The following is a 6,373-nucleotide window of genomic DNA, read 5'->3' as shown; positions in this document are numbered from 1 at the left end:
ACGTCCGAGCGTTGACGTCCTATAGGACGTCAACGCTCGGACGTTGCGGGTCTTTTTGGGGTCTCGCGGGTCTGGCGGGCCTTGCTCGCGGGGTCCGCTAGAGGGTCGGGAACCAGAGGGCGATCTCGCGGGCTGCCGACTCCGGGGAGTCCGAGCCGTGCACGAGGTTCTGCTGGACGGCGACGCCCCAGTCCCGTCCGAGGTCCCCGCGGATGGTGCCGGGGGCGGCAACGGTCGGGTCGGTGGCACCGGCGAGCAGGCGGAAGGCCTCGATCACGCGCTGCCCCTCGGCGACGATCGCGAGCACGGGGCCGGAGGCCATGAAGTCCACCAGCGGCTGGTAGAAGCTCTTGCCCAGGTGCTCGGCGTAGTGCGCGGCGAGCAGGGCGTCGTCGGCCGTGCGGAGCTCGGCGGCGACCAGGGAGTAGCCCTTCGCCTCGACGCGGCGCACGACCTCCCCGACCAGCCCGCGGCGGACGCCGTCGGGCTTGACGAGGATCAGGGTGCGCTCGATGGGGGCTGCGGTGTCGGTCATGGTCGAGACCCTAACCGGCCGGGTGGGCCGCGTCCCATTCGGCCCGTTCGCGGTCGATCCGGCCGCCGAGCCGCAGCCCGAGGATCCACAGCGCGACGAACACGACCCCGACGGCGAGCGTGCTCAGCGCGACGAACGCCGCTGCCTGCGCCGCGGAGCCGAGCAGCACGACGCCGCCCGCCAGGATGAGCACCTGCACCACGCTGCCCGCGAGGTAGCCGCCGGGACGCTTGAGCATCCCGGAGAGCAGGAGCAGCACGACGGCGAGCGTGCCGCCGCACGCCCAGATCACGCCCGGCGGCGCCGCCCGGAGCCCGAACGCCATCAGCGTGGCGAAGAGCACCACGAACGCCTCGAGCAGGAGCACGGTCGAGGCGAAGGTGAGCCTCGCGGAGCGCTTGCGTCGCATCGTCGGGGCCGGGTCGCCCTGGTCGGGCCCGCCGGTGGGTGCGTCAAGCGGCGCGGTGGTCATCGGGTCAGGTTACCGGCGCCGCGGTCAGGGCCCGCGGTCACACCAGCGGGCTGGGCGACGGCAGCACGCTGGAGGTTGTCGGCGGGCTGGGCGGCGGCGGGCTGGACCTCGTCGGCCGGCTGGGCGCCGTCGGCGGGCCGAGCGTCGGCGGCCGGCACGTGACCGCCGTCGTCGGGCAGGCGGTGGCCGGGGTCGGCGAGGGCCTCGCCGCGCGCGACCATGCCCGCGACGTCGGACAGCTTGACCTCGCGCAGGAAGAGCGTCAGGACGAAGCCGACGACGAGCAGCGGCACCAGGTACCAGAACGCGGGCGCGAGGGCGTTCGCGTAGGCGTCGACCACCCCGGTGTGCAGCGGTTCGGGCAGGGCGGCGACGAGCGCCGGGGTGAGCCCGCCCGAGCCCGCGCCGGCAGCGGCCGGCGCCTTCGCGAACACGTCGCCGAGGTTGGTCTCCAGGCGCGAGACGAAGATCGTGCTGAACAGCGCGGTCCCGACCGCCGCCCCGATCTCGCGGAAGAAGTTGCTCGCGCTGGTCGCCGTGCCGAGCTCCTTCGGGTCCACCGAGTTCTGCACCGCGAGCACGATCGTCTGCATGACCAGGCCGAGCCCGGCACCGAGCACCAGGATCATCGCGGAGAACAGCAGCATCGAGATGTCCCCGGTGAGCTGGGTCAGCCAGATCACGCCGAGGGTCGCGATGCCCATGCCGGTGATCGGGAACATCCGGTACCGGCCGGTCCTGGTGATCGCGATGCCGGACCCGATCGCGGTGGCCATCACGCCGACCATCATCGGGAGCATCAGGAACCCGGACTCGGTGACCCCCGCGCCGGTGGCCATCTGCAGGAACAGCGGCAGGAAGCCGAGCGCCGCGAACATGCCCATGCCGATCACCAGGCCGACGGAGGTCGCGATGGCGAAGGTGGGGTTCTTGAACAGGTGCAGGGGAAGCAGCGGCTCCTGCGCGCGCTGCTCGACGAACACGAACGCGACGGCCGCGAGCAGGGTGCCGGCGACGAGCGCCTGCAGTCCGCGGTCGGTCCAGTCGAAGCCGGAGTTGCCGGTCCAGCTCTGCCAGCTCGTGGTCAGCACGAGGCCGGAGGTCGCGAGCACCATCAGGGCGATGCCGGCGACATCGAGCTTGCGGCCCGAGCGGTGGCTGGGCAGCTTGAGGGTCTTCCAGGCGACGGCGAACGCGGCGATGCCGATCGGGATGTTGATCCAGAAGCACCAGCGCCAGCTGAGGCTCTCGGTGAAGAAGCCGCCGAGCAGCGGCCCGATCACGGCCGAGACGCCGAACAGCGCGCCCATCGGCCCCATGTACTTGCCGCGGTCCTTCGCCGAGACGATGTCGGCGATGATCGCCTGCGACAGGATCATCAGCCCGCCGCCACCGAGGCCCTGCACGCCGCGCCACGCGACCAGCTCGCCGAAGCTCTGCGCGAAGCCCGCGCCGGCGGAGGCGACCGTGAACAGCCCGATCGCGACGAGGAACGGGTAGCGCCGGCCCCACAGGTCCCCGAACTTGCCGTACAGCGGCATCACGGTCGCGATGGCCAGGATGTAGATCGTCACGATCCAGCCCTGGTGCGCGACCCCGTTGAGCTCGCCGACGATCGTCGGCATCGCGGTGCCGACGATCGACTGGTCCAGGGAGGACATGAACATGCTTGCCAGCAGCGCGCCGAAGATCAGCCAGACGGTGCGCTGGGTGAGCACGATCAGCGGCTTGCCGGTCGCTTCGGGTGGGGCTGGGGCATGCGCGGCGATTGCCATGGAGTCCTCGTTCGATCGTGCGGGTAGGGGGTGTCGGCGCCGGTGCCGTCGTGCGATGAGTCGAACGTTGTGGGCGCGGCTCAGCTCTCGGCGAGGAGGGCGCGCAGATCGCCGATGACGGCGGTCAGGTGATCCCCCGGGACACCGTCGCCACCCGCGGCCTCCCAGCGGGAGAAGGTGGCGCGCGTGATCAGCAGGACGAGGATCCCGATGAGCTCGAGGTCGTGGGCCGGCGCGTCCTCGCCGATCCGGCGACGCACGAGGGACTCGATCTCGCCGCGGTTCTGCTCCATCCAGGTCATCATCCGCACGAGCAGGCGCGGCTCGCGCCGAGCCAGCTCCATCGCGGCGGCGATCCGGGCCTTGCCGATCATCGGCTTGCCGAGCAGGTTGGCCGCGACGAGCTCGAGGTCGGGCATCAACCGGCCGGTGGGCCCGCCGGCCGCGAACGTGTCGGCGACGGTCGGGTCGAGGGACCACGGCTCGATGCCGAGGACGGCGTCGTCCTTGGTCTCGAAGTAGTTGAAGAACGTGCGGGTGGACACGCCGGCCTCGGCGCAGATCGCCTCGACGGTCGCGCCGTCGAGGCCGTCGCGCTCGACGAGCCTGTGCGTCGCGTCGATCAGGGCCTCGCGCCGCGCGACCTTCTTACGCTCACGCAGCCCGACCGGCTCGTTCGACCCCTCAGTGATGCTCACAAGAAGAACATTACACCCGATGCAACATTACATCTAGTGCATGTTTGAAGCCCGGCCGGATCCCGTCAGGTTTCGGAAGGTTTGGTGCGTGTCGCGCGCCAAACCTTCCCAAAACCGGGCACAGCTCAGCTCGGCGAGCGGAGTTGTCAGACGCAGCGCGCGCTCTGGACCGCGCAACGGCTGACACGTGCGGGGTGCGCGGCGGCGGTGGGTGTGGGCGGGGAGTCAGGCCTCGCCGAAGCCTGATTCGATCTCGTCGACTACGGCTGCCAGGGCGGCTCGTGCTTGGGGGCCGGTCGCGGTGACGGTGACCTCCCGGCCTCCTACGGTGCCCAGGCCGATCAGGGCGAGCACGCTTGCCGCGTCGACGCCGTCGACGGTGACCGCGGCGTCGAAGCCGGACGCGGTGCGGGCCAGCTGCGCCGCGGGTCGGGCATGCAGGCCGAGCGGGTTGCGCAGCACTGCCGAGGCCCGCAGCCCGGACGGGACCCTGGCCCACGCGGGCGTCGAGGGCAGGCTCAGGTCCGGCGCAGTCCGCGCGTACTGGCTGCCCGCACGCTCCGCGGCCTCGAGCACGCTGGCGACGTCCGCGCCGCCCTCGGCCGCGACCGCGGCCGCGACGGCGCCCTCGACGAAGGGGGCGTCCGCGATCCGGACGCGCGCCGCGACGGCGTCGTCCGCGAACTCCAGGACGGTCTCGGTGGTGAGCACCGCGGACCCCAGGTCGGTGAGCACGACGACGGAGCGCCCGTCCGCGCTCGCACGATCGAGGGCCTCGGTGACGAGCTCGAAGCTCGTGCCGAGCCCGCCCTCGTCGGTCCCGCCGGCCGGGATCATCGCGACGCGCGGGGCCATCTGGCCGGCGAGCGCGACGGTCCCGGCTGCCAGGTCCATCGAGTGGGAGACGAGCACGAGCGCGACCGAGACCACGCTCACCGCGTCGCCCCCGGCCGCCTCGTCGGACGACGTCGGCGGCATCCTCATGCCCCCTGGGCCGCGGTCATCTCGGGGGCCACGCCGTTCGCGGCCTCCACGGCGGCGCGCAGCACGATCGCCGTCGAGGTCGCACCGGGGTCCTGGTGCCCCGCACTGCGTTCCCCGAGATAGCTGGCCCGGCCCTTGGTCGCGATCAGCGGGATCGTGGCCACCGCACCGGCCTCGGCCGCCTCGGCCGCGGCCACGAGCACGTCAACGGGGGCGGCCCCCGCGTCGGTCCGAGCGACGGCCGCGGCGACCGCGGGCGTCCACGCGTCGACCATGGTCTTCTCCCCGGTGGTCGCCTTGCCGCGCGCGACGATGCCCTCGAGCGCCGCCTCGAGCATCGCGACCACGGCGGGCGGGTCCAGTTCCGGGATCCCGGTGACCTTGGCCGCACGCAGGTACGCAGTTCCGTAGAGCGGGCCGGCCGCCCCGCCGACCGTCGACATCAACGTCGTCGCAATGAGCTTGAGGACCTCCCCGATGTCGCCGGGCGGCTCGGTGCGCGCGTCGAGCTTGGCGAGCACGGCGGTGAATCCGCGCGCCATGTTCTCCCCGTGGTCACCGTCTCCGATCTGCCGGTCGAGCTCGTTCAGCTCGACCCGGCGGGCGAGCACCTGCTCCGCCGTCCGCCGGGTCCACTCGACCGCCCACGCCACATCCAGGGTCATGCGCACACTTCCTCGTTCGTTGTTGCTGTTCTCGTGCGTTGCCAGTCTCGTTGCCGCCCGTCTCGGGCGTTTACCAGTGCAGCGCCGCCGTGCGCACGGGGGCGTCCCAGAGGGCGGTGAGCTCGCTGTCCAGCCGCAGGACGGTCACCGACACGCCCTGCATCTCGAGGGAGGTCACGTAGTTGCCGACCAACGACCGGGTCACGTTCACCCCGCGCGCCTCGAGCAGCTTGCGGGCCTGACGATAGACGACGTACAGCTCCGACGCGGGCGTGCCGCCCATGCCGTTGACGAACAGCAGCACGTTCTCCCCGCTGACCAGGGCCAGGTCGTCCGCGACCGGTGTGAGCAGGTGCTCGGTGATGTTGTCGGCACTCTCCATGGGTACCCGGCGGCGTCCGGGCTCGCCGTGGATGCCGATGCCGATCTCGACCTCGTCCTCGGTGAGCTCGAAGCTCGGCACTCCGGCGTGCGGCACGATGCAGGCCGACAGCGCGACGCCCATGGTCCGGACGTTCGCGATGACCCGCTCCGCGATCGCGACGACGGCGGCGAGGTTGTCGCCCCGCTCGGCCGCGGCGCCGGCGATCTTCTCGACGGCGACCGTGCCCGCGACCCCGCGCCGGCCGGCGGTGTACAGCGAGTCCTGGACGGCGACGTCGTCGTTCACCACGACGGTGGCGACCTCGATGTCGTCGGCCTCGGCGAGCTCGACGGCGGTCTCGAAGTTGAGCACGTCACCGGTGTAGTTCTTCACGATGGCCAGCACGCCCGCGCCACCGCTCGCGGCGAGCAGGGCCGGCGCGATCTGGTCCGGGGTCGGCGAGGTGAACACGGCGCCGGGAACGGCGGCGTCGAGCATCCCGAGGCCCACGAAACCGGCGTGCAACGGTTCGTGCCCGCTGCCGCCACCGGAGACGAGGCCGACCTTGCCCGCGACGGCGCCGCCGGCTCGCGAGACGTAGGTCGGGTCCAGGTGCACCGCGACGACGTCGGCGTGCGCCCAGCCGAACCCCTCGACGGATTCTGCGACGACGTTCTGCGGGTCGTTGATCAGCTTCTTCACGCTGCACTCCCTCTCACTCACCGGCACGTCGCGCGCAGCGCCGTCGCCGCGCAGGTCGATGCGCGCCCCTGCTCGGGTGCACCGCCCCTGGGGAGGTGCACCTCTTGCGCACATTAGTCCGCCTCGCCGGGGTACCTCATCCGGACGGTCGGGTGAACCGCCCGGCGCGGGCGCGACC

The 6,373-nt window shown here is 72.1% G+C and carries 7 protein-coding genes; all 7 read right to left on the bottom strand.

What is annotated here, in order from left to right; genetic code table 11:
• Positions 1 to 97 precede the first annotated feature (97 nt).
• The 7 genes from ndk to dhaK all read right to left on the bottom strand — a co-directional run bounded on the left by ndk (position 98) and on the right by dhaK (position 6,195).
• Positions 98 to 535, bottom strand: coding sequence for a nucleoside-diphosphate kinase (ndk, locus tag VIM26_RS20485; RefSeq protein WP_331954689.1), 438 nt, complete (start codon positions 533 to 535; stop codon positions 98 to 100).
• Positions 536 to 545: 10 nt separating this feature from the next.
• Positions 546 to 1,007 carry a DUF4233 domain-containing protein gene (locus tag VIM26_RS20480; RefSeq protein ID WP_331954687.1) on the bottom strand — a complete coding sequence of 154 codons (462 nt, stop codon included), beginning with the start codon at positions 1,005 to 1,007 and terminating at the stop codon, positions 546 to 548.
• Complete coding sequence (locus VIM26_RS20475) at positions 1,004 to 2,782, bottom strand: MDR family MFS transporter (RefSeq protein WP_331954685.1); 1,779 nt, start codon at positions 2,780 to 2,782, stop codon at positions 1,004 to 1,006. The genes VIM26_RS20480 and VIM26_RS20475 overlap by 4 nt, the downstream gene beginning before the upstream one ends.
• Positions 2,783 to 2,862: 80 nt before the next feature.
• A complete protein-coding gene (locus tag VIM26_RS20470) occupies positions 2,863 to 3,480 on the bottom strand; it encodes a helix-turn-helix domain-containing protein (protein WP_331954683.1) in 618 nt (205 codons plus the stop codon).
• 225 nt (positions 3,481 to 3,705) lie between these two features.
• Positions 3,706 to 4,464, bottom strand: coding sequence for a dihydroxyacetone kinase phosphoryl donor subunit DhaM (dhaM, locus tag VIM26_RS20465; RefSeq protein ID WP_331954681.1), 759 nt, complete (start codon positions 4,462 to 4,464; stop codon positions 3,706 to 3,708).
• On the bottom strand, positions 4,461 to 5,129 hold the full coding sequence (gene dhaL / locus VIM26_RS20460; RefSeq protein WP_331954679.1) for a dihydroxyacetone kinase subunit DhaL: 669 nt from the start codon (positions 5,127 to 5,129) through the stop codon (positions 4,461 to 4,463). Before dhaL ends, dhaM begins: the two co-directional genes overlap by 4 nt.
• A 70-nt stretch (positions 5,130 to 5,199) precedes the next feature.
• Positions 5,200 to 6,195, bottom strand: a complete 996-nt coding sequence (gene dhaK / locus VIM26_RS20455; RefSeq protein ID WP_331954677.1) for a dihydroxyacetone kinase subunit DhaK — start codon at positions 6,193 to 6,195, stop codon at positions 5,200 to 5,202.
• Positions 6,196 to 6,373 lie beyond the last annotated feature (178 nt).

It is taken from the genome of Pengzhenrongella sp., assembly GCF_036565025.1.
In the GTDB taxonomy this organism is placed as follows: Bacteria; Actinomycetota; Actinomycetes; order Actinomycetales; family Cellulomonadaceae; genus Pengzhenrongella.
This window is presented reverse-complemented; position numbering and strand designations above follow the sequence as displayed.